The following is a 21094-nucleotide window of genomic DNA, read 5'->3' on the forward strand; positions in this document are numbered from 1 at the left end:
GGCGCCTCCTCCTCCGATCGGAGGATGCTGCTTGCTGCGGTTGTGTTATGCTCCCCGGCATTGATCATTCAGTGCCATTTTGAGCCATGCACGGATCGCAAAAACTGCCAGCTCTCGTCGAGTCCATCTACGATGCCGGGCTCGATCCTTCGCTGTGGAACAATGTGGTGACCGGCATCCGGGATTTCGTCGGCGGCCAGGCCTGCGGGCTGTTCTCCAAGGATGCGATCAGCAAATCCGGTGTTACGCATTACTATTGCGGAGCCGACCCACACTACATCCAGCTCTATTCCGAGACCCATGCGAAATTCGATCCGCTCACGGTCCTGCCGCCACAGGGCCGGATTGTCAGCATTCCGGATCTCGTCAATTTCGATGAGTACCGCCGCGGGCGCTTCTACCAGGAATGGATGCAGCCGCAGGGGTGCCGCGATGCGGCCAATGTCGTGCTCGAGATGTCGAATGCGAGCTGCCCGGTCATGATGACCGTGCTCTCGGGCCGCCGCATGGTCGATCGGGGCATGAAGCAGCGCCTGTCGCTGCTGGTGCCGCACGCCAGCCGCGCGCTGCTGATCAACCGCGCCATGACCTCGCAACTGACGCTGGCGAGGGCACTGGCGGACGTGCTCGACAATCTTGCGGTCGGGATCTTCCTGCTCGACGGCTTTTGCCGCCTGGTGCACGCGAATTCGGCCGGTCAGATACTGCTCGCAGCCGATGACGTGGTGCGCTCCGTCGCCGGGCAGCTCGTGACCAGCAGCACTGAAGCCAATCAGACGTTGCGCAAGGCATTTGCGGACCGCCGTGACCGCGCATCGCTTGCCGCTGGCGACCATGCGATTCCGCTGTTGTCCGCCACCGGCGCGCGCTACGTCGCTCACATGCTGCCGCTGTCGTCCCTGCTGCGCGATCGTAGCGAGCGCGTGGTCGATGCCGCCGGTGCGCTGCTCGTGCGCAAGGTGTCGCTCGGTGGACAATCCTGTGGCGAATTGATCGCGCGAACGTTCGAGTTGACGCCGGCGGAGCTCCGCGTGTTCCTGTCGATCGTGGAGGTCGGCGGCGTCCCGGAAACGTCGACGGCGCTCGGTATCGCCGAGACGACCGTGAAAACGCATTTGCATCGCGTCTTCGCCAAGACCGGCGTGTCGCGGCAGGCCGATCTCGTCAAGCTCGCAGCCGGATTCGCCAATCCGCTGGTCCACTGACAGATCGCGTCGGCGTTGAACCTTTTGCTCTCGCGACAGACTCACAGGAGCCGCAAGGCACGAACACCATTCCGCAAATCTCCACATGTGACCATGGGCTCTTCCGATGCCCCGACCTCAAGGACATTCCGAGCTGATCGAGAGCATCTATGATGCAGGACTCCACCCGGAGCTGTGGAGCGACGTCGTCGTCATGCTCAATGCGTTCATCGGCAGCCGGGCCTGCGGCCTGATTTCGAAGGATACGGTCAGCAAATCCGGTGCGACGCATTATTATTGCGGCGTCGATCCCCACTATATCCAGCTCTATTCCGAAACCTATTCCCGGTACGATCCGCTCGCCCGGCTTCCCCGTTACGGCGAGGTGCGCAACATTCCGGACCTCGTGAATTTCGACGAATACCGCCGCGGGCGCTTCTATCAGGAATGGCTGCGCCCGCAGGGTTGCATCGACGTCGCCAACGTGGTGCTGGAGCAGTCGAACTCGCCGTGTCCGATGCTGCTCACCGTCATCCCGGGCAGGGAGATGCTCGATGCCGAGCAGCGCGCGCGCATGCAGTTCCTGGTCCCGCATGCGAGCCGGGCGCTGATGATCAATCGCGCGATCGAACGGAAGCTGCAACGCGCGAGCGCGCTGGCCGACGTCGTGGATCGTCTGAATGCCGGCGTCATCCTGCTCGATGCAGGCTGCCAGATCATCCACAGCAATCCGGCGGCGGAGACGATCCTGGCCAAGGACGACGTCCTGCGCGCGATCTCCGGTCGGCTGGTGACGAGGTCCTCCGAGGCCAATCTGGCCCTGCGCAATATCTTTCGTGATCCGGGCGAGGTGGCGATGGCCGCGGCCGATGGTCGAAAGATCTCTCTGACGTCGCATGACGGTTCACACTATGGCGCGCACGTGATTGCGCTGCCCTCGCTGCTGCGCGATGGGGCCAACGAGCGTAGTTCAGCCGTCGGAGCCTTGCTGGTCTGGAAAGCGGAACTCGACAGCCGCTCCAGCGCAGGCCTGATCGACCGCACCTTCGAACTGACGCCGGCGGAACTGAGGGTGCTGCAATCGATCGTTGAGGTCGGCGGTGTGCCGGAGACCGCGGTCGCATTGGGGATCGCCGAGACGACGGTGAAGACGCATCTGCACCGCGTCTTCGCCAAGACCGGCGTGTCCCGTCAGGCCGATCTCGTCAAGCTGGCGGCGGGATTCTCCAATCCGCTACTGCACTGACGCGCACGCGCGCAGTGTGACTCTACGCTGCAGCTCGCGAACAGGTTCAAACAGAGACATCATTTGAAAGTTATCGCGCGTCATTCGATCGAATGACGCGATTTTTTTCGTTCTCTTCTAGTGACGCATCACACGAGTTCTTGTTCGACGTGTCGGATTTCTCTGTGAAGCAACTCACGGCAGACAGGCGTGAACCCAATCATTCTCTGTCAAAGGTCGAGAGGAGATCGTCATGCGAAGGACGTCACTGGCCATGGCCGACAAGTTCCGCGACATCGTCGCTCGCGTCGGCGCTGTGTTCCGCGAGCAGCGCAAGATCGAGGCGCGGCGCGCATTGCAGCGCTATCACCATTTGCTGGCCCAGCCTGGCGAAACATTGCCTTTGAACGGAATCACTCCGCTCAGCAAGCAAGAGGATATTTCAGCAAATGCCCACGGATCTGATGCGCGCGAGCGCGCCGCCGGCGAACCGGCCCACGAGCGCGCATAATTTCAACATCGTCGCGATCGCGCTGACCACGGCGCTCGTCGCGCTTCAGTTGGTCGGGCTGGCGCTTCTGGAACGATCCCACGCTCATGCCATGCAAATGTCGTTTCCACGCGAGCCGGCCGCCTGCACCGATACTCCGGGTGCTGCCGTTCCGCAAATCCCCTACGATTGACCGGAGGACGGTCCGTGCCTGATGTCACGACTCTGATGCTGCTCAGCGTTGCCGTGTTCGCCGGCGCCTTCGTTTCGGGGCTCTCGGGCTTCGCGTTTTCGGCCGTCGCGGGCGCGATCCTGCTGCGGGTGTTTCAGCCGCTCGAAGCGGTGCCGTTGATGATGGCGTGCAGCATCGGCGTGCAGGCGACCAATCTGTGGGCGCTCCGGCGTAGCATCCGCTGGGAGGGCAGTCTGCTGCTGATCGTCGGCGGACTGATCGGCGTTCCCATTGCGGTCTCGCTGCTGCAAAGCGCGGATACACATCTGCTCAGGCGCGGCTTCGGCATCATCGTCGCGCTCTATGCGGCCTACATGCTACTGCGCCCCACGCTGATCACCGCCGGTGACGCGGTCGGCCGGCACTGGGTTGCGCTGATCGGCTTCGGCGGAGGGCTCGTCGGCGGGTTGACGGCGATGCCGGGCGCAATCCCGACGATCTGGTGCGACATGCGCGGCATGCCCAAGAGCGAGCAGCGCGGTCTGGTGCAGCCTTTCATCGCCGCGATGCAACTGTTTGCCATCGCGCTGCTGGTCGGACATCAGGATCTGTCGTCGAAAGTCTTCATCGATCTCGCGGTCAGCCTGCCGGCGCTGTTCGCCGGTTCCGCGCTCGGCGTGATCGCCTTTCACCGCGTCAACGAGACGGTGTTTCGCAAGACCGTACTCGTCCTGTTGCTGCTCTCGGGAGTTTCCCTGGTCTAGTGGCTAGGGTTGGTGATCGAGCCCTGGAGCGATGCTGCGCTGATGTCGCTGCCGTGATGCACCAGCGGCTTGTTGCCGGTCACCGTTCGCAGCAGCACGTAAAACACCGGTGTCAGGAACAGGCCGAACACGGTGACGCCGATCATGCCGGAGAACACGGCAACGCCCATGGCGCGCCGCATCTCCGAGCCTGCGCCGGTCGAGAGCACCAGCGGCAGCACTCCCATGATGAACGCCATCGACGTCATCAGGATCGGGCGAAGCCTCAAGCGGCTCGCCTCGATCGCGGCCCGGATCGGCGTGCGACCTGCGAATTCGAGCTCGCGGGCGAATTCGACGATCAGGATGGCGTTCTTGGCCGAAAGTCCCACCAGAACGATCAGGCCGATCTGGGTGAAGACGTTGTTGTCTCCCTTGGAGATCCAGACGCCGAACATGGCGGCGAGCAGGCCCATCGGCACGATCATGATGATCGAGAGTGGCAGGGTCAGGCTCTCGTAGAGCGCGGCCAGCACCAGGAACACCAGCAGGATCGCCAGCGGGAACACCCAGAGGCCGGAATTGCCGGCGATGAACTCCTGATAGGTCAGGTCAGTCCATTCGAAGGCAAAGCCGGGCGGCAACGTCTCCGCTGCGATCCGGGTCGCGGCCTCCTGCGCCTGGCCCGATGAGAAGCCGGGCGCGGCGGCGGCGTTGATGTCGGACGACAGGAATCCATTGTAACGGATCGCGCGCTCCGGCCCCGCGCTCTGGCGGATGTTGAGCAGCGCCGACAATGGCACCATGTCGCCCGAGGACGAGCGCACCTTCAATTGCCTGATGTCGTCGGCACGCGCGCGGAACGGCGCATCGGCCTGGACGCGGACCGAATAGGTGCGGCCAAACTTGTTGAAGTCGTTGACGTAGTAGGAGCCGAGATAGATCTGGAGCGTGTTGAACACCTCCGTCACGGGTACGCCGAGCTGCAGCGCCTTGGTGCGGTCGATGTCGGCGAACAGCTGGGGCACGTTGACCTGGAAGCTCGAGAACACGCCGGCGATCTCCGGCGCCTTCTGCATCGCCGCCACGAATGCGTTGGTCGCCTCGTTCAGGGCTTCGTAGCCGAGGCCGGCGCGGTCCTCGATCTGCAGCTTGAAGCCGCCGATGGTGCCGAGGCCGTTGACCGGCGGCGGCGGGAACATGGCGATGAAGGCTTCCTGGATGCCGGCGTATTTCTTGTTCAGGTCGGCCGCGATGGCATTCCCGCTCAGCGCCGGCCCTTTGCGCTCCTCGAATGGTTTCAGCGTCGAGAAAACGATGCCGGCATTGGACGAGTTGGTGAATCCGGAAATCGACAGGCCGGGGAAGGCGACAGAACTCTCGACACCAGGCTGTGTCAGCGCGATGTCGCTCATCTTGCGGATCACCTCTTCGCTCCGGTCGAGCGCCGCGCCGTCGGGCAGACGGGCGAAGCCGACCAGATATTGCTTGTCCTGGCCCGGCACGAATCCACCAGGCACCTGCTGGAAGAGCAGGGCAGTGATCCCGACGAGCACCACGTAAAGGCCCATCACGGCGGCCTTGCCCGAGATCACCTTGGTGACGCTGCCGCTGTAGTTCTCCGAGGAGCGCGTGAAGGCCTTGTTGAAGCCGCGGAAGAACCAGCCAAGGCCCTTTTCCATGATCAGCGTCAGCCGGTCCTTCGGCTCGTTGTGGCCCTTGAGCAGCAGGGCCGAGAGCGCCGGCGAGAGCGTCAGGGAATTGACCGCCGAGATCACGGTCGAGATCGCGATCGTCAGAGCGAACTGCTTGTAGAACTGCCCGGTGAGGCCGGAGATGAACGCGAGCGGCACGAACACCGCGATCAGCACCATGGCGATCGCGATGATCGGGCCCGAGACCTCCCGCATCGCCTGATAGGTGGCGTCGCGCGGCGACAGCCCGGATTCGATGTTGCGCTCGACGTTCTCGACCACCACGATGGCGTCGTCGACGACGATTCCGATCGCGAGCACGAGGCCGAAGAGGCTCAGCGCATTGATGGAGAAGCCGAACACGTGCATCACGGCGAATGTGCCGACGATCGACACCGGCACCGCCAGCAGCGGGATGATCGAGGCCCGCCAGGTCTGCAGGAACAGGATCACGACCAGCACCACCAGCGCGATCGCCTCCAGAAGGGTGTGAATCACCGCCTCGATCGACGAGCGTACAAACTGGGTGGGATCGTAGACGATCTGGTAGGACACGCCCTCCGGCATGTTCTTCTTGATCTCGGCCATGGTGGCGCGAACGTTGTCGGAAATCTGCAGCGCGTTCGAGCCGGGCGCCTGGAAGATCGGGATCGCCACCGCCTGCTTGTTGTCGAGCAGCGAGCGCAGCCCGTATTCGGAGGCGCCGAGCTCGATGCGCGCGACGTCGCGCAGGCGAACGACTTCGCCGCGCGTTCCGGTCTTGACCACGATGTCGCCGAACTGTTCCTCGGTCGCGAGCCGGCCTTCCGCGTTGACGGACAGTTGCAGGTCGATGCCGCTGACGTTGGGGGAGGAGCCGACGACGCCGGCGGCGGCCTCGACGTTCTGTGCCTGGATCGCCTTGACGATATCGCTCGCGGTCAGGCCATGCTCGGCGGCCTTCTGCGGATCGACCCAGACCCGCATCGAATAGTCGCCGGCGCCATAGAGCTGGACGTCGCCGACGCCGTCGATCCGCGCGAGGCGATCCTTGACGTTGAGCACCGCATAGTTGCGCAAATACGTCATGTCGTAGCGGCCGTTCGGCGACAACAGATGCACCACCATGGTGAGGTCGGGCGACGACTTCTTGGTGATGATGCCGAGCTGCCGCACCACGGCCGGCAGGCGCGGCTCGGCCTGCTGCACGCGGTTCTGCACCAGCTGCGTCGCCTTGTCGGGGTCGGTACCGAGCCGGAACGTCACGGTCAGCGTCATGGCGCCGTCGGTGGTCGCCTGGCTCGACATGTACAGCATGTTCTCGACGCCGTTGATCTGCTCCTCGATCGGGGTCGCCACCGTCTCCGCGATCACCTTGGGATTTGCGCCGGGATAGGTCGCGCGCACCACGACGGAGGGCGGCACCACGTCCGGATATTCCGAGATCGGCATCGCGAACAGCGAGATCAGGCCGGCAAGGAAAATCAGGACCGACAGCACGCCGGCAAAAATCGGACGATCGATGAAGAATTTCGAGAGATTCATGGCCTTGCCCCTGCGCCGGAGACACCTCTCCCGTCACTCCGTCGCGGGAGCGCCCGCGAACCCGGAATCGAGATGGGATGTCTTGGTCGTTCTAAGTCCTGGTCGTTCTATGATTTCGAGCTCCGGGGCGGGCTGCGCGCGCGCCCCGGAACGAGGTAACTAACGTTGCACCACGTCCTGGTTGCTGTGGTTGGAGGCTGCTTGCTGGCCACGCGCGCCCATCGCCGCGACCTCCGTCTTGAGGAGGGCGCCCGGCCGCACGCGCTGCAGGCCGTTGACGACGATGCGATCGCCGGACTTCAGGCCCGAGGTGACGACACGAAGCCCGTCGACGGCGCCGCCGAGCGTGATCGGACGGTACACCGCACGGCTGTCGTCGCCGACCGCCATCACGAACTTCTTGTCCTGGTCGGTGCCGATCGCACGCTCGTCGATCATCACCAGCGTCTGCTGCTTCGGCTGGCCCATGCGCACGCGGGCGAACTGGCCGGGGATCAGACGCCCGTCCTCGTTCTGGAACACCGCGCGCACCCGGATGGTGCCGCTCTGGCCGTTGACCTGGTTGTCGATGAGCTGAATGCGGCCTTTCGCCGAGAAGCCGCCGGAGGTCGCCATCTCCACCGGGATCTGGTCGAGCTTACCGCGCTGGCCGGAGCCATCGGCGATCGAGTTCAGCGCACGCAGCACGACCTCTTCATCGGCATCGAAGGACGCATAGATCGGATTGACCGAGACCAGCGAGGTCAGCACCGGCGAGGCCGTACCGGCTGCGACGAGATTGCCGACGGTGATTTCGATCTTGCCGACGCGGCCGTCCACCGGCGCGCGCACCTCGGTATAGTCGAGATTGAGCTTTGCAGTCTGCAGCGTTGCCTCGGCCGCCTTCACGTTGGCGATAGCTTCGCGGTTGGCGTTCTCGCGCTGGTCGAAATCGCGGCGTGTCACGACTGCATTGCCGACCAGCTGCGCGCCGCGTTCGACCTCGCTGTTCGTGAACACCACGCGCGCCTTTGCCGCCTCGAGCTGGGCGTTGGCCTTGTCGACCTCGGCCGCGTAGGGCGCCGGATCGATCTTGAAGAGGACGTCGCCGGCCTTCACCAGCGCGCCTTCGGTAAACTTCGTCGCAAGGATCGCACCGGCAACGCGCGGGCGGAGCTCGACGCGGTTGATGGCTTCCAATCGGCCGGAGAAGTCATCCCACAGCGCGGTCTGCCGCGGCTCGATCATGGCGACGGTGACGGGCACCGCCTGTTCAGCCGCGGCGGCCGTCGCGGTTGCCTGGGCGGGATGAAGATAGTGACCGGTTGCAATCGCGCCGGCCGCGGCAAGGGTACCGACGATGGCAACGCCGCCAAGAAGGCGGCGGAAACGACCGGTGCGGGAAGTATTTCGGGAGGGGTGCATTTGCGCGCTCCAGATATGTAGTGTTCACTACAGATGTGGAGCTGGATGTCGCAGTGCAAGATACTTATGTACCATTCACTAAGAAAATTGTAGCCGCTTACCGCGATGATGGGAAGACACAAGAAAAATAAAGCTAGAACAATTAGATAGGGACCGGCGTTGGGCTGCTACAGGCCGCCGCTTCCGAGGAGACAGGCACATGCGCATGGGACGCCCGCGCGAATTCGACGCCGAAACGGCGTTGGATCAGGCGATGGAAGTGTTTTGGCGACACGGCTACGAAGGCGCCACCATCGCGCAGCTGACCGAGGCCATGGGCATCAATCCGCCAAGCCTCTACGCCTGCTTCGGCAACAAGGAAGGCCTGCTCAAAGCCGCGCTCGACCGCTACACCAAGCTGCGCAACATCTGGATGAGTGAGGTGGTCGCGGCGCCCACCGCCCGCGATGTCGCCGAACGAATGCTGATGGGCATCGCCGAAAAGCAGACCGATCCCGCCAATCCGCCCGGCTGCCTGCTCGTGCAGGGCGGTATCGCCTGCGGCAGCGGCTCCGAGAACGTCCCCTTCGAACTCGCCGCGCACCGCGCCCGGAATGAAGACCAGCTGCGCGACCGTTTTGTTCGCGCCAAGGCCGAAGGCGACCTGAAGCCGACCTCCGATCCCGCCGCGCTGGCGCGCTACGTATCCGCCGTGTCAGTCGGCATGGGTGTGATGGCGTCGTCGGGCTCGGATCGCGAGGCGCTGCGCCAGGTGGCGAGCGTGGCCGTGCAGGCGGTCGAGGCGCAGTCGGCGGCGGAGGAGAAACGACCGACAGGGCTTCGGGAGTGAACACATCTCCTCACGGGGCGCTGACAACTTTTCAGCTCAGGTCGTGCAGGTCCTTGCCAAGCGGCGGTGTTAGACGAAAAGTGGAGAATGCGACGTCGAGCCCGGCCCGCTCTGGCGTGCAGGCCATCGGCCCCACAAGGTATGAACTTGCGTTCGGAAACGGCGCCAGCCGCATAAGAGGCCAGTAATTGCCGTCGGCTGAAACTTGCAGACGAAGCACCCCATCGGCGACGGTTGCGCGGATCCAGAAGTCACCGGCATCATGCTCATAAGGTGCCGTTGCCCAATCGGATCGCTCATGAGTCAGCACGCTTGCGAGCATGGCGCGACCGTCCGAGAGTTCGATCCCGGCCTTGACCCAATGGTGTGCGTCGATGCGGACCATGATGCCCGCCTGATCGTAGAGGGCCTGGAAGTCGCCTTGAACGCGCAGGCTTGCCGTGAACGCCTCACCGGTTGGAAAGCCCAGGAAATGCCCGCTGTCGCGATTGAATCCGTAGTGGGTTTCCCGCCAGAAGTCAGAGCCTTTGTCAGTGACGAGCTTGAGACTGTCGCTCTCTGCCGTCCATCGTTCCGGTTCATTCAGCCACACACCGTCGCTCGTCCAGAGAGTCATTTCCAACCTCGATGGCCTAATCCTGCCGTGGGGTCCATTGCTGGACCAGCGTGGCATTGTGCCAAATGAGATCGCGGAGGCAACCTCGCCGGCCCGGATTTTTCGCTGCGGCGTGGGAGGCGCCATCAGCGCGGAACGAGGTCGCAATCCCCGAGCACCGCAACGCATGACGCTCCGATGGAACCATCGGAGCGTCCGCAGTGCAGGCCAACAATCGTCAGGAAGCTTCCTTGAGCACCGGCGCTGCCGTTTCCTCCGCCTTCATCTCCTCGAGACTGCGATGCCGCGGCTCGATCCCCAGCGCCCAGACCGTGACGATCTGCACCACCAGCAGGCCGATCATCAGCGCCATCACCCCAGCCACGCCGCGCGACTCGAACAGCGACACGACCAGGAATGGCGTGGCGATGGTGGCACCGCGTCCCAGCGTATTGACGATGCCGGAGGCACGCAGGCGGACCTCGGTCGGAAACAGTTCAGGGATGTAGATGCCGAACAGAAGCGCGACCAGCACGTAGATCGGCACCGTCAGTGCAAAGCCGACGGCCGGAAGCAGGATCGGATCCGAGATCATCGGATAGAGAATGCCGAACGCTACCGTGATCAGGGACGCGCCGATGATGGTCGGCTTTCGGCCCCAGCGGTCGGCGGTCAATGCACCGATGGCCGCGCCGATCGGCGCACCGAGCGCCATCAGCAGTGAATAGCCGAACGAGGTCGCGACCGAGAGACCCTGCTTGACGAAGAACACAGGGAGCCAGGTGACGAATCCATAAAGCAGGGTGTTGATCGTGATCAGGCAGACGGCGCCGACGATCATCCGCGACAGTAGGGGCGCAGTGAACAGCGTGCCGAGATCGGGGGACACCGGCGCTGGTGTCGTGGCCGCAGGCGCGGGCAGAGGCTGCCCTTGGGCCGCCTCCTTCTCGATCGCCTGCATGAGCGCTTCCGCCTCAGTGGTGCGTCCCACAGCCTCCAGCCAGCGCGGCGATTCCGGCAGCGACTTGCGCATGTACCATACGACGAGCGCGCCAATGCCGCCGAGCACGAACATCGAGCGCCAGCCGAATTGCGGCACCAGCACGGATGCGACCAGCAGGGCGACGGGCAGGCCCGTGACGACGCACACGGCCGTCAAGCCGAGCCATTTGCCGCGGGTGCGCGCGGGCACGAACTCGGTCATCGTCGAATAGCCGACGACGTTCTCGGCTCCGAGCCCGACGCCCATCACGAAGCGGCAGGCGATCAGGAAAGCCATGTTCGGCGAGAACGCGGCGGCAAGCGAAGCGATGCCGAAAAGCAGCAAATTGAATTGATAGGTGAAGCGTCGTCCATAGCGGTCGCCGAGAAAGCCGGTACCGAACGACCCCAGCATCATGCCGACGAAGGTCGCGGAGATGAAGGCTGCGTTCTGGGCCAGTGTCGAGAAGCCGGTCTTCAGCGTCACGCTGAGCACGGTCCCTGCGATGTAGATGTCGAAGCCGTCGAAAAACATGCCGATGCCGATCAGTAGCATGATGCGGCGGTGGAATGGCCCGATCGGCAGCCGATCCAGACGGCCGCCCGCGTTCACTGATGTCGACATTGACGCTCTCCCTTGACTGTTATTCTGGTTGATGCGGCCCGCCTTCTCCGGGCGGCCAGCCGCTTTCGTTTTTGCTAGTTCAATCGTTTCTGGTTGGCCGTGTCGCGGTACCAGTCGAACGGCTGCTCGTGGGTCGCGACCATCACGCTCTTGGTGTCGAAGTGGTCGTTGAAACTTTCGGTGCCGCATTCGCGGCCGATGCCGGAATCGTCGACGCCGCCCCAGGGCGAGGCCGGGTCGAGCCGGTGATGGTCGTTGATCCAGACGATGCCGGCCTTGACGGCGGCGGCAACGCGGTGAGCGCGGGCGACGTCGCGGGTGCGGATCGCGGCGGCCAGGCCGAACGGCGAGTCGTTGGCGAGCCGTAGCGCGTCGGCCTCGTCCTTGAACGGCGTCACCGAGGTGAAGGGACCAAACACCTCCTCCTGGAAGATGCGCATGTCGGATCTGACGTCGGCGAACACTGTCGGCTCGACGAAATAACCGTTGTCGTGGCCCGGCACTTTGGCGGCGACGCCGCCGGTGACGAGACGCGCGCCGTCTTCGCGGCCGTAACCGGCATAGGACAGCACGCGATCGCGCTGCTTGGCCGAGATCACGGGACCCATCTGGGTGGCGGGATCGAAGGGATCGCCGACGCGGATCGTGCGGGTCTTGGCCTGCAGCTTCTCGACGAATTCGTCGTAGATCGAGGCTTGGACGATGTGGCGCGAGGCGCAGACGCAGGTCTGTCCGGCGCCGATGAACGCGCCGAACGCGGCATAGTTGACGGCGCGGTCGACGTCGAAATCGTCGAACACCATCACCGGCGTCTTGCCGCCGAGCTCCATCGTCTGATGCGCGAACACTTTTGCGGCCGCGCTGCCGGCGATGCGGCCGGCCTCGGTGCCGCCGGTCAGGACCAGCTTGTTGATGTCACCGTGCTCGGCCAGCATCTTGCCGGCGCTCTGGCCGAGGCCGAGAACGATGTTGAAGACGCCGGGCGGCAGACCTGCCTCGGTGAAGATCTGCGCCAGCTTCAACGTCGTCAGCGGCGTGTATTCGGACGGCTTGACCACGGTGACGCAGCCGGTCGCCAGCACCACGGCGAGCGATTTGCACAGGATCATCAGCGGGTGATTGAACGGCGTACAATTGGCGACGATACCGATGGGGGTACGCAGCGTGTAGTTCAGATATGCGCCTTCGACGGGGATCACGGAGTCCCGACGTGCGAGCGCAACGCCGGCAAAGTAGCGGAAGAAATCCGGCAGGCGGGAGAGCTGCGCGCGGGTCTCGTTGATCGGACGGCCGTTGTTGAGAGTCTCCAGCCGGTACAGGCTGTCGAGATTGGCCTCGAAGGCGTCGGCGAGCTTGTTGACCAGCCTGGACCGAGCACGCGTGTCCATGCCGCCCCAGGCCTTGCCTTCGAACGCGGCGCGCGCGCTGATCATGGCGCGGTCGATATCTTCGGCGGTGGAATTGGGAATGCGTGCGATCACATCGCCGGTTGCGGGATTGCGGACGTCCAGCATCGCGCCATTGCCGGCCTCGACTTCACGCCCGTCGATGAAATTGCCGTGGATCTCGACGTCGATCGACGCGGGTTTTGACGGGATGTTCATGACGACCTCTCTTCGACGATGACGGCGTTGCGCTTGAGCGCCGGCAGGACACGTTTTTCGGTGGCTCCGATATGGGCCTTGATGATGCGCGCGGCGGTTCTCGCTTCGCGGTTCTGCATGGCGTCGATCAGGGCGACGTGCTCGGCGACGAGCTTCGCGGGATCGTGGCCTTTCAGATTGGACACGCTGACGCGGACCAGCCGGTCGGCCTGGCCGATCAGGTCGCACAGCGCGGTTGCCATGCGGCGGTTGCCGGACGCATTGGCGAGTGCTGTGTGGAAGCCGCGATTGTAGGCGATGAAGTCTTCGTGGTTGCCCGAAAAGCGGCGGAATTCGTCGAGCGATTTCAAGACGCTGTCGGGCGCGCTCTCGATCGCCTCGGCAACGCAGGCCGGCTCCAGCGCAAGACGGAAGCGCAGCAGGTCGCGGGCGTCGGACAGCGAGATCGGTGTGACCCGATAACCCTGGCGCGGCTGCACCGTCACCAGGTGCTCGCGCTGCAGTCTCAAAAGCGCATCCCGGACCGGTTGACGGCTCACCGAATAGCGCTCGGCTAAATCCTGCTCTCGCATTTCATCGCCAGGAGCGAGTCGACATGCTAAAATATCAGATCTGAGCAGATCATAGATGTTTTCGCGTAAAAGCATGGATATTTGGAACCTCGTTGGCCTCAATCTGGCAATCCTGATATTTCACGTCAAGGCCCAAAAGCTTGAAATCCCGCAGATTTGATTTATCAGTCGGACCGATGAGGCCTGCGATCACGCGCGGGCCGGCCGACGCAGTCAGGGAAACACCGGACATGGACAGGCTTCTTGCCAACGGGACCGTCAACGCCGCGCAGTTGGGCGAGGGGCCGCCGCTGTTCCTCTTCCACTCGCTGTTGTCGGACCGTGCGAGTTTCGATGCGATCGTGCCCGGCCTTGCCGGATCGTTTCGCATCATCGTGCCGGAACTGCCGGGCTTCGGGAGGTCGCGTGCGGTGGAAGGCGGCCTTGCCAGGATTGCGGACCGAATGGCCGAGGCTGTGAGCGATGCTGCGGGCGGTGCGCCGGCGATCGTGCTCGGCAATGGCTATGGTGGTTTCGTCGCGCTGCAGATGGCGATCCGGCATCCCGACATCGCCAGCAAACTCGTTCTCGCCGACAGCGGCGCAGCCTTCTCGGAGCCCGGCCGCGAAGCGTTTCGCAACATGGCGAAGGTGTCGCGGGAGAAGGGACTGGAGGCGATCACTGACGTCGCGATGCGGCGCCTGTTCGCGCCGGAGTTTCAGGCGCAGCATCCTGAGCTGATGCAGGATCGCCGTGCCGCGTTTCTGCGGACGGATCCGGACGTGTTTCGTGCGGCGTGCGACGCATTGGCAAGCCTGGATCTCCGCTCAGAACTCGTCGCGGTGAAAGTTCCGGTCCTCGTGATGGTCGGCGAGCACGACGAAGCGACGCCGCCGCCGATGTCACATGAGCTGGCCGCCGGATTGCCGCGCGCCGAACTCAGGATCCTCGGTGGTTGTGCGCATGTGCCGCAGCTCCAATCGCCGCGACAGTTTCTCGAAGCCATCGAGGAATTCTTGCGGTGATCGGCGCGTTGGTTCGAAACGGCGATGCCTTCCGAACGGTTAATGGCTCGGCACCGGCCGGCGAATTCACGATTGGTGATGATGCAATTCTGCACCTGATTTGCCCGACGGCGCAAATGAACACTTCGCTGTTCCCGAATTTTGAGAAGGTCAATGATTTCAGTGCGATCCCTTCTGTGCATGGGGTTGTTTTCGCATTTTTGACGTGAGCGTCACCACGCTGCGTGGTTCGGGGCATGAGCTGCCAGCATTGAACCGGAACCCCTAAGGGTTTTTACACACAGTTCTGGCACGTTCCCGCGCGTCAAGATTCCGCAAACTGCATCGTCGCGTCTCAACGCGCGCACGAAAAGACGGGGACGCGGAGACTAAGGGGGCGCTGCTCATGACCGCACTTGCTTCGGACGCCGGTTGCGCGAAGCGGGGGATCGTGCCGATCCTGCTGTGCGTCGTGCCGTTCAGCCAGATTCCGCTCGATGCCTACACGCCCGGCCTGCCGCAGATGGTGGCGGATCTCGCAACTGACTCCGCGTCGATGCAGAACACCGTCACCGCCTACATGCTCGGCATGAGCCTGGCGCTGGTGCCGGTCGGCATCGCCTCCGACACGCTCGGCCGTCGCAATGTTCTGCTTGCGGGCTTCGCCGTGCTCATCGCAATGAGCATCGCCTGCGCGCTCGCCTCCAGTGCTTCGCTGCTGCTGGGCTTGCGCTTCCTGCAAGGAATCGGCGGCTGCACCTGCCTTGTGGTCGCCTATGCGGTTGCAGCCGATTGCTTTCGCGGCCGCGAGCTCATGGCGATCTCCGGCCTGCTTGGCGCGGCCTGGGGGCTCGCGCCCGTGTTGGCACCCGCGGCCGGCGGCTTCATCGTCGAGCTGACCTCATGGCGCGGTGTCTTCGTCATCATTGCGATTGCCGCGGCCATCGTCGCTGCGATCGTCGTGTTGTTTCTGCCCGAAACGTTGCCGGCAGTGCGGCGCGCGCCGTTCGATCCGCGCCGTACCGCCGGCATCTTGCGCGGCGCGCTCGTCCGTCCGGGCTTCCTGGCTTTCGTCCTGGTGTTCGCCGCGTCAGCCAGTGCGCAACTGGCGTTCGGCGTCGTTGCGCCGTTCTTCTACCAGACCGGCCTCGGCTATTCCGCGGCGATCTACGGCCTCGTCGCGCTCGGTCTTGGCGGGGTCAATCTCGCCGGCGAGCTCGGCTGCGCGCATTTCGCGCGCGTCATGCCGGCCCGCATGCTGGGCTTCGGCGCTTTCGCGCTGTTTGTTGCCGGCTCGGCGGTGCTGGCCGGAACAGGCATGGCCGTCGGTCTGGATTTCGTGTCGATCACGATCGGCGGTGCGCTGGTGCTCGGCGGCTGCGGTGTGCTGTGCCCGATGATGTACGGCATGGCGCTCGGCCTGTTCGAGCGCGACCACGGCCTGATCGGCGGCCTCATCAGCGCGGTCTGCTATCTCGCCGTCAGCGGCGCCATGGCGATCACGGCGGTGTTGCCTGAAGCAACCCAGGCGCCGATCGGATGGCTTTATCTCGGCCTCTGCGCCATCGCGGGCACGCTGCTCGCGGTCTCGCTGCCGTCGGCGCACCACGCCACACAGTCTTAAGGAAGGAACCAGTTCATGACCACCGTCGGTATTCGCGGCACGTTTTTCGACTTCATCGACGATCCCTGGAAGCACGTCGGCAACGAGCAGGTCGCCGCTCGCTTTTATCAGGACGGACTCATGGTCGTCACCGACGGCGTCATCAAGGCGTTCGGTGCTCATGACAAGGTTTCCGCCGCGCATCCGGGCGTCGAGATCACCCATATCAAGGACCGCATCATCGTCCCCGGGTTTATCGACGGCCACATCCATCTGCCGCAGACCCGCGTGCTCGGGGCCTATGGCGAGCAGCTGCTGCCGTGGCTGCAGAAGTGGGTCTATCCGGAAGAGCTCAAGTACCGGGATCGCAACTACGCGCGCGAGGGCGTCAAGCGTTTCCTCGACGCGTTGCTGGCGTCCGGCACCACCACCTGCCAGGCCTTCACGAGCTCCTCTCCGGTCTCCACCGAAGAGCTGTTCGAGGAGGCCGCCCGCCGCAACATGCGCGTCATCGCCGGCCTCACGGGCATCGATCGCAACGCGCCGGCGGATTTCATCGACACGCCCGAGAATTTCTATCGCGACAGCAAGCGGCTGATCGCGGAGTATCATAACAAGGGCCGCAACCTCTACGCCATCACGCCGCGCTTCGCGTTCGGTGCTTCGCCGGAATTGCTCAAAGCGTGCCAGCGCCTCAAGCACGAGCATCCGGATTGCTGGGTCAACACCCACATCTCCGAGAACCCGGCCGAATGCAGCGGCGTGCTGGTCGAGCATCCGGATTGCCAGGACTATCTCGGCGTCTACGAGAAGTTCGACCTGGTCGGTCCGAAATTCTCCGGCGGCCACGGCGTCTATCTCTCGAACAACGAATTCCGCCGGATGTCGAAGAAGGGCGCCGCGGTGGTGTTCTGCCCGTGCTCGAACCTGTTCCTCGGCAGCGGCCTGTTCCGCCTCGGCCGCGCCACCGATCCGGAGCACCGCGTGAAGATGTCGTTCGGCACCGACATGGGCGGCGGCAACCGCTTCTCGATGATCTCCGTGCTCGACGACGCCTACAAGGTCGGCATGTGCAACAACACGCTGCTCGACGGCAGCATCGATCCCGTGCGCAAGGACCTGGCCGAAGCCGAGCGCAACAAGCTGTCGCCCTATCGCGGCTTCTGGTCGATCACGCTCGGCGGTGCCGAGGGCCTCTACATCGACGACAAGCTCGGCAATTTCGAGCCGGGTAAGGAGGCCGATTTCGTCGCACTCGATCCGAATGGTGGCCAGATCGCGCAAGCGTGGCACCAGTCGCTCATCGCCGACGGCGCCGGCCCGCGCACGATGGACGAGGCCGCGAGCATGCTGTTCGGCGTCATGATGGTCGGCGACGATCGCTGCGTCGACGAGACCTGGGTGATGGGCAAGCGTCTCTATAAGAAAAGCTGAGACGGCTGCGATGGGCGCATCTCCTGATACGACCGGCCAGCCGGTCGCTCTTGTCATCCAGCGTCGCATCGCCGACGACGGCTTTGCCGCATTCGCGCGCTGGAACGGCGAGGTCGGCGAAGCGCTCAAGGCCTGGCCCGGCTTCCTGGGCCAGGAGGTGGTGCCGCCGCAGCCGCCCGCGCATGTGGATTGGGTGACGATCCTGCGTTTCGCGAGCTCCGCCGCCGCGCGCGCCTGGCTTCAGAGCGAAGTGCGGGCGCGGCTGATCGCCGAGGTGCAGAGCTTCTTCGTCGGTTCGGAGGATGTCCATATCCTGCCCGACACCGGCGTTCAGCGCGACAGCGCGGTCTCGGCCGTCATCTCGTTCAAGGTGCCTGACGGACTCGAGAACGCGTTCCTCAAATGGCAGCAGCGCATCCAGGCCACCGAGGCCGAGTTCAAAGGCTTCTTGCGCCACAAGATCGAGCGGCCGATTCCGGGCCTGCATGACGAATGGATCGTCATCCTGTCGTTCGACAGCGATGCCAATCTCAATGCCTGGCTCGACTCGCCGATGCGGCAGACGCTGCTGGAGGAGGGGGCGCGCTTCAATGCCGGCATGAACGTCAAGCGCGCGAGCTATGGGTTCAATTTCTGGTTTCCCGCCGGCAAGACCCGAGCGCCGGAGCAAAGCGCGGGCCTGATCTGGAAGAGCAATCTCATCGTCCTTCTGGTGCTCTATCCCGTGGTCTATCTCTGGGGCACTTTGGTCAGCGCGCCGCTGATCGACAGTCACGGCGTGCCGGTCTGGCTGTCGCTGTTCGCAGGCAATCTCGTCAGCACCCAGCTGCTCGGGTGGTGGCTGGTGCCGGCCGCCTTCAGGGCGCTTGACTGGTGGGTCACGCCGAAGGCCGCGCTCAGTCGCCAGATCGCGGGCTACGCACTTCTTGCCGCGCTCTACGCCGCCTCGATGGCTCTGTACGCGCTGCTGCTCACGTGGCATTGGGGGCGGTGAGGCCGAGCAGGCGGTTTGGCGCTCAGTTCACACTCGACAGGAAGCCCGCCAGAATCGTCCGGCTTTGGCTGAGCGTCTCGATGCGTTCATCGATGAGGCTGACCTGCTGCGCGAGTATTCTGCGCAGATTGTTGCACGGCGTGAATTCCGGATCGTTGTTCCGAACGCACGGCAGCAATTGCTGGATCGTTTCCAGCGTCATCCCGGCAGCGCCAAGCATTTTGATCCGCCGAACGGTCTCCTCTTCCGCCGGACCATAATCGCGATTGTCCGCTGCGGCGCAAGCAGTCCTTCGGCTTCGTAGTAACGCAGCATCCGGACACTGACGCCCGTCCTGCGGGAGAGCTCACCAATCTTCACTGAAAAATCCTGTTGACCCTGACAGTGCTGTCAGACCTTACAGGTCGTGCTCGTCCATGTGAACACCATCGCGGAGGAGCAACGATGAAAGCCTACCATTTGAACGGCGCTGCCGGTGCAGGTGGCCTTGTGCTAGCCGATGTCGGTCGACCTGAACCCGCCGGCGGCGAGGTCCGTATCCGGGTCGAGGCGGCAAGCCTGAATTATCGCGACCTGATGATCCTCGACCGTGTTGGCCAAGGCGGGCTGAATGGTCGGGTGCCGTTGTCTGACGGCGCGGGTGTCGTCGACGCCATCGGTTCGGGCGTCACGCAATGGCAGCCCGGAGACCGCGTCGTCGCGTCGTTCTTTCGCGATTGGGTCGCGGGGCCGTTCAAGTCCAGCTATGGTCCGTCTGCCCTCGGTGGCAACACCATGGACGGAATGCTCCAGGAGTATGTCGTGCTGCCGGCGACTGCGCTTGTCTCCGCACCGGCGCACTTGTCCGCGGTCGAAGCGGCGACCTTGCCCTGTGCTGGCGTTACGGCCTGGCATGGCCTCATCGCTCGCGGCGGGATGGGCAAAGGCGACACGCTGCTGGTCCAGGGAACAGGCGGCGTGGCGCTGTTCGGCCTTCAGTTCGCCGCGGCGCTGGGCGCGCGCGCGATCGTGATATCCTCCTCGGATGAGAAGCTCGCCCGCGCCAAGGCGCTGGGCGGTTCTATCCTCATCAACTACCGCGACACGCCCGACTGGGATGCCGCGCTGATGAAGGCGACGGACGGCGAAGGCGCCAGTCATATCCTCGAACTCGGTGGACCCGGCACCTATGACCGATCGCTGAGATCGCTCGCTTCGGGCGGCAAGATCATCCAGATCGGTGTCTTGACAGGGTTTGGCCCGAAGCCGGACCTCGCGCGTCTACAGTGGGAGAATGCCGACATCATCGGTGTCACCGTCGGATCGCGCGAGCATTTCACCGCCATGAATCGCTTCTTGACCGACAAGGCAATCCACCCGATCGTCGATCGGGTGTACGGTTTCGACGAGGTCCCCCACGCGTTCGCCCATCTTCGGACCGGCTCCCACTTCGGCAAGGTCGTTGTGAAGCTGTAAGGCCTCAGAGACGACGCTTCATCTCTGGACAAACGACGACCATGTTCGCCCTGACATTCCTCGGGACCTCTGCGAGCGTTCCGTCCGCCGAGCGCAACCATCCGGCCCTGCTGATCGAGGCGGCCGGCCAGCGCATGCTGGTCGATTGCGGCGAGGGCACGCAGCGTCAGTTGCTACGCAGCGGCGCGGGCTTTCGGCGGCTCGATCGCGTGCTGCTGACGCACGCGCATCTCGATCATGTGCTGGGCATCCCCGGTCTGTTTTCAACATTGGGATTGCGGCGGAGTGCCGACGCGATGACCATTCATGGCGGGCCTGGCACGCTCGACATCGTCATCCGGATGCTCGCGGGCCTGTGGGGTGCGGGCAGGGCGCCGATCCCTGTCGAGTTCGCAGCCTTGAGCGAAGGACAGGTCATCGACGCCGGCGACTTCACCATCGGCTGCTTTCCGGTTCGCCACCGCGACACCGACAGTTTTGGTTTCGTCTTCCAAAGTCCCGCGCGCCGTCATCTCTTGTCGGAACGCCTTTCGGCCTTGGGCGTGCCGGATGGCCCTATCCGTGGAGAGTTGGCTGCGGGACGAGCCATCGTGATCGCCGATCGCACGATCGATCCGGAAGACGTCCTGGGTCCGCCGAGCGGCGGCAAGAGGCTCGTCGTGATCGGCGACACCGAAACCACCGAGGGGCTGGCGCAACACGTTGCTGATGCCGATCTGCTCGTGATCGAGGCAACGTTCCTCGATCGTGATGCGTCGACCGCGCGGGACTACGGGCATCTCACCGCGGCAGAAGCGGCGTCGTTTGCGGCAGCGAGCAATGTGAAGCATCTCGTGCTGACCCATATGTCGGGACGCTATCAGAACGAAGAGGTTCTCGCTGAGGCGGCAGGGATCTTTCCGAACAGCCGGATCGCCGCCGACTTCGATCACATCGTGATCTAGCCGTCGCGACGAACCATCGCCAATCGCCGTATCGTCCGG

The 21094-nt window shown here is 64.0% G+C and carries 19 protein-coding genes and 1 pseudogene; 12 read left to right on the forward strand and 8 right to left on the reverse strand.

The features are described 5' to 3' along the window. The first annotated feature begins 86 nt into the window (after positions 1-86). The 4 genes from C7G42_RS27795 (at position 87) to C7G42_RS27815 (ending at position 3835) form a co-directional block, all read left to right on the forward strand. A complete protein-coding gene (locus tag C7G42_RS27795; RefSeq protein WP_106952116.1) occupies positions 87-1205 on the forward strand; it encodes a helix-turn-helix transcriptional regulator in 1119 nt (372 codons plus the stop codon). A 106-nt stretch (positions 1206-1311) separates the two neighbouring features. Then, positions 1312-2430, forward strand: coding sequence for a helix-turn-helix transcriptional regulator (locus C7G42_RS27800; protein WP_106952117.1), 1119 nt, complete (start codon positions 1312-1314; stop codon positions 2428-2430). Between the two features lie 253 nt (positions 2431-2683). Beyond that, positions 2684-2920, forward strand: coding sequence for a hypothetical protein (locus C7G42_RS27805; RefSeq protein ID WP_245428000.1), 237 nt, complete (start codon positions 2684-2686; stop codon positions 2918-2920). 186 nt (positions 2921-3106) lie between these two features. After that, on the forward strand, positions 3107-3835 hold the full coding sequence (locus tag C7G42_RS27815; protein ID WP_106952120.1) for a sulfite exporter TauE/SafE family protein: 729 nt from the start codon (positions 3107-3109) through the stop codon (positions 3833-3835). Here C7G42_RS27815 and C7G42_RS27820 read toward each other — a convergent pair. Together C7G42_RS27820 and C7G42_RS27825 are read right to left on the reverse strand one after the other, a co-directional pair. Further along, positions 3832-7032 (reverse strand): efflux RND transporter permease subunit, encoded by a 3201-nt coding sequence (locus tag C7G42_RS27820; protein WP_106952121.1) that lies wholly within the window; start codon positions 7030-7032, stop codon positions 3832-3834. The genes C7G42_RS27815 and C7G42_RS27820 overlap by 4 nt on opposite strands. A 159-nt stretch (positions 7033-7191) precedes the next feature. Beyond that, on the reverse strand, positions 7192-8436 hold the full coding sequence (locus C7G42_RS27825; RefSeq protein ID WP_106952122.1) for an efflux RND transporter periplasmic adaptor subunit: 1245 nt from the start codon (positions 8434-8436) through the stop codon (positions 7192-7194). A gap of 199 nt (positions 8437-8635) precedes the next feature. Here C7G42_RS27825 and C7G42_RS27830 point away from each other — a divergent pair, with 199 nt between their 5' ends. Further along, entirely contained in the window at positions 8636-9265 is a 630-nt protein-coding gene (locus tag C7G42_RS27830; RefSeq protein ID WP_106952123.1) for a TetR/AcrR family transcriptional regulator, read from the forward strand. A gap of 31 nt (positions 9266-9296) precedes the next feature. Here C7G42_RS27830 and C7G42_RS27835 read toward each other — a convergent pair whose 3' ends face one another. The 5 genes from C7G42_RS27835 to C7G42_RS35095 all read right to left on the reverse strand — a co-directional run bounded on the left by C7G42_RS27835 (position 9297) and on the right by C7G42_RS35095 (position 13874). Beyond that, a complete protein-coding gene (locus tag C7G42_RS27835; protein ID WP_106952124.1) occupies positions 9297-9881 on the reverse strand; it encodes a DUF1349 domain-containing protein in 585 nt (194 codons plus the stop codon). Between the two features lie 217 nt (positions 9882-10098). Beyond that, a complete protein-coding gene (locus tag C7G42_RS27840) occupies positions 10099-11466 on the reverse strand; it encodes an MFS transporter (RefSeq protein ID WP_199581183.1) in 1368 nt (455 codons plus the stop codon). Between the two features lie 74 nt (positions 11467-11540). Beyond that, a complete protein-coding gene (locus tag C7G42_RS27845) occupies positions 11541-13070 on the reverse strand; it encodes an aldehyde dehydrogenase (RefSeq protein ID WP_106952126.1) in 1530 nt (509 codons plus the stop codon). After that, positions 13067-13717, reverse strand: coding sequence for a GntR family transcriptional regulator (locus tag C7G42_RS27850; RefSeq protein ID WP_106952127.1), 651 nt, complete (start codon positions 13715-13717; stop codon positions 13067-13069). Before C7G42_RS27850 ends, C7G42_RS27845 begins: the two co-directional genes overlap by 4 nt. Further along, positions 13692-13874, reverse strand: coding sequence for a hypothetical protein (locus C7G42_RS35095; RefSeq protein ID WP_158537640.1), 183 nt, complete (start codon positions 13872-13874; stop codon positions 13692-13694). Before C7G42_RS35095 ends, C7G42_RS27850 begins: the two co-directional genes overlap by 26 nt. Here C7G42_RS35095 and C7G42_RS27855 point away from each other — a divergent pair. From C7G42_RS27855 to C7G42_RS27870, 5 genes are all read left to right on the forward strand, one after another. Beyond that, positions 13873-14646, forward strand: a complete 774-nt coding sequence (locus tag C7G42_RS27855; protein WP_106952281.1) for an alpha/beta fold hydrolase — start codon at positions 13873-13875, stop codon at positions 14644-14646. The genes C7G42_RS35095 and C7G42_RS27855 overlap by 2 nt on opposite strands. Continuing rightward, the gene (locus tag C7G42_RS34885; RefSeq protein WP_147250291.1) at positions 14643-14855 is read left to right on the forward strand and encodes a hypothetical protein; all 213 of its coding nucleotides are present in this window, start codon (positions 14643-14645) and stop codon (positions 14853-14855) included. Before C7G42_RS27855 ends, C7G42_RS34885 begins: the two co-directional genes overlap by 4 nt. 176 nt (positions 14856-15031) lie before the next feature. Next, a complete protein-coding gene (locus tag C7G42_RS27860; RefSeq protein WP_106952128.1) occupies positions 15032-16249 on the forward strand; it encodes an MFS transporter in 1218 nt (405 codons plus the stop codon). Positions 16250-16264: 15 nt separating this feature from the next. Beyond that, the gene (guaD, locus tag C7G42_RS27865; RefSeq protein WP_106952129.1) at positions 16265-17662 is read left to right on the forward strand and encodes a guanine deaminase; all 1398 of its coding nucleotides are present in this window, start codon (positions 16265-16267) and stop codon (positions 17660-17662) included. A gap of 10 nt (positions 17663-17672) precedes the next feature. After that, positions 17673-18656: an antibiotic biosynthesis monooxygenase gene (locus C7G42_RS27870; RefSeq protein WP_106952130.1), complete on the forward strand. Its 984-nt coding sequence runs from the start codon at positions 17673-17675 to the stop codon at positions 18654-18656. Positions 18657-18678: 22 nt separating this feature from the next. Here C7G42_RS27870 and C7G42_RS27875 read toward each other — a convergent pair. Then, a pseudogene (locus tag C7G42_RS27875) lies at positions 18679-19016 on the reverse strand (MerR family transcriptional regulator). Between the two features lie 84 nt (positions 19017-19100). Between C7G42_RS27875 and C7G42_RS27880 the strand changes: the two are divergent. Continuing rightward, positions 19101-20111 (forward strand): zinc-dependent alcohol dehydrogenase family protein, encoded by a 1011-nt coding sequence (locus C7G42_RS27880; protein ID WP_106952131.1) that lies wholly within the window; start codon positions 19101-19103, stop codon positions 20109-20111. Between the two features lie 41 nt (positions 20112-20152). Then, a complete protein-coding gene (rnz, locus tag C7G42_RS27885; protein ID WP_106952132.1) occupies positions 20153-21055 on the forward strand; it encodes a ribonuclease Z in 903 nt (300 codons plus the stop codon). Positions 21056-21094 lie beyond the last annotated feature (39 nt).

This window comes from Bradyrhizobium sp. MOS003 (assembly GCF_003020125.1).
In the GTDB taxonomy this organism is placed as follows: domain Bacteria; phylum Pseudomonadota; class Alphaproteobacteria; order Rhizobiales; family Xanthobacteraceae; genus Bradyrhizobium.

What these genes read in the sequence shown, in the direction of transcription:
- C7G42_RS27795 (WP_106952116.1), top strand. Translation starts at nt 87, where the DNA reads ATGCACGGATCGCAAAAACTGCCAGCTCTCGTCGAGTCCATCTACGAT.
- C7G42_RS27800 (WP_106952117.1), top strand. Translation starts at nt 1,312, where the DNA reads ATGCCCCGACCTCAAGGACATTCCGAGCTGATCGAGAGCATCTATGAT.
- C7G42_RS27805 (WP_245428000.1), top strand. Translation starts at nt 2,684, where the DNA reads ATGGCCGACAAGTTCCGCGACATCGTCGCTCGCGTCGGCGCTGTGTTC.
- C7G42_RS27820 (WP_106952121.1), bottom strand. Translation starts at nt 7,032, where the DNA reads ATGAATCTCTCGAAATTCTTCATCGATCGTCCGATTTTTGCCGGCGTG.
- C7G42_RS27825 (WP_106952122.1), bottom strand. Translation starts at nt 8,436, where the DNA reads ATGCACCCCTCCCGAAATACTTCCCGCACCGGTCGTTTCCGCCGCCTT.
- C7G42_RS27830 (WP_106952123.1), top strand. Translation starts at nt 8,636, where the DNA reads ATGCGCATGGGACGCCCGCGCGAATTCGACGCCGAAACGGCGTTGGAT.
- C7G42_RS27835 (WP_106952124.1), bottom strand. Translation starts at nt 9,881, where the DNA reads ATGACTCTCTGGACGAGCGACGGTGTGTGGCTGAATGAACCGGAACGA.
- C7G42_RS27840 (WP_199581183.1), bottom strand. Translation starts at nt 11,466, where the DNA reads ATGTCGACATCAGTGAACGCGGGCGGCCGTCTGGATCGGCTGCCGATC.
- C7G42_RS27845 (WP_106952126.1), bottom strand. Translation starts at nt 13,070, where the DNA reads ATGAACATCCCGTCAAAACCCGCGTCGATCGACGTCGAGATCCACGGC.
- C7G42_RS27850 (WP_106952127.1), bottom strand. Translation starts at nt 13,717, where the DNA reads ATGCTTTTACGCGAAAACATCTATGATCTGCTCAGATCTGATATTTTA.
- C7G42_RS27855 (WP_106952281.1), top strand. Translation starts at nt 13,873, where the DNA reads ATGGACAGGCTTCTTGCCAACGGGACCGTCAACGCCGCGCAGTTGGGC.
- C7G42_RS35095 (WP_158537640.1), bottom strand. Translation starts at nt 13,874, where the DNA reads ATGTCCGGTGTTTCCCTGACTGCGTCGGCCGGCCCGCGCGTGATCGCA.
- C7G42_RS27860 (WP_106952128.1), top strand. Translation starts at nt 15,032, where the DNA reads ATGACCGCACTTGCTTCGGACGCCGGTTGCGCGAAGCGGGGGATCGTG.
- guaD (WP_106952129.1), top strand. Translation starts at nt 16,265, where the DNA reads ATGACCACCGTCGGTATTCGCGGCACGTTTTTCGACTTCATCGACGAT.
- C7G42_RS27870 (WP_106952130.1), top strand. Translation starts at nt 17,673, where the DNA reads ATGGGCGCATCTCCTGATACGACCGGCCAGCCGGTCGCTCTTGTCATC.
- C7G42_RS27880 (WP_106952131.1), top strand. Translation starts at nt 19,101, where the DNA reads ATGAAAGCCTACCATTTGAACGGCGCTGCCGGTGCAGGTGGCCTTGTG.
- rnz (WP_106952132.1), top strand. Translation starts at nt 20,153, where the DNA reads ATGTTCGCCCTGACATTCCTCGGGACCTCTGCGAGCGTTCCGTCCGCC.